The 878-nt window shown below is 50.5% G+C and carries 1 rRNA gene; it reads left to right on the forward strand.

The window, feature by feature from the left end:
- A 23S ribosomal RNA gene (locus BM252_RS00010) occupies positions 1-878 on the forward strand; the annotation flags it as partial.

Raw genomic sequence — 878 nt, forward strand, 5'->3', positions numbered from 1 at the left:
CTCTGGAAATAGGAACCGTAGCGGGTGATAGTCCCGTATTCGAAATGCGATGTGTGGAACTAAGCGTGCGACAAGTAGGGCGGGACACGAGAAATCCTGTCTGAATATGGGGGGACCATCCTCCAAGGCTAAATACTCGTAATCGACCGATAGTGAACCAGTACCGTGAGGGAAAGGCGAAAAGAACCCCGGAAGGGGAGTGAAATAGATCCTGAAACCGTGTGCATACAAACAGTAGGAGCGGACTTGTTCCGTGACTGCGTACCTTTTGTATAATGGGTCAGCGACTTACATTCAGTGGCAAGGTTAACCGATTAGGGAAGCCGTAGAGAAATCGAGTCCGAATAGGGCGTTCAGTCGCTGGGTGTAGACCCGAAACCAAGTGATCTACTCATGGCCAGGATGAAGGTGCGGTAACACGCACTGGAGGTCCGAACCCACTAATGTTGAAAAATTAGGGGATGAGCTGTGGGTAGGGGTGAAAGGCTAAACAAACTTGGAAATAGCTGGTTCTCTCCGAAAACTATTTAGGTAGTGCCTCAAGTATCACCATCGGGGGTAGAGCACTGTTATGGCTAGGGGGTCATCGCGACTTACCAAACCATTGCAAACTCCGAATACCGATGAGTGCGAGCTTGGGAGACAGACGTCGGGTGCTAACGTCCGGCGTCAAGAGGGAAACAACCCAGACCGCCAGCTAAGGTCCCAAAGATTGGCTAAGTGGAAAACGAAGTGGGAAGGCTAAAACAGTCAGGATGTTGGCTTAGAAGCAGCCATCATTTAAAGAAAGCGTAATAGCTCACTGATCGAGTCGTCCTGCGCGGAAGATGTAACGGGGCTAAGCCAGTCACCGAAGCTGCGGATATGCGTAAGCATAT

The organism is Rugamonas rubra, from assembly GCF_900114705.1.
Taxonomy (GTDB): Bacteria; Pseudomonadota; Gammaproteobacteria; order Burkholderiales; family Burkholderiaceae_D; genus Rugamonas; species Rugamonas rubra.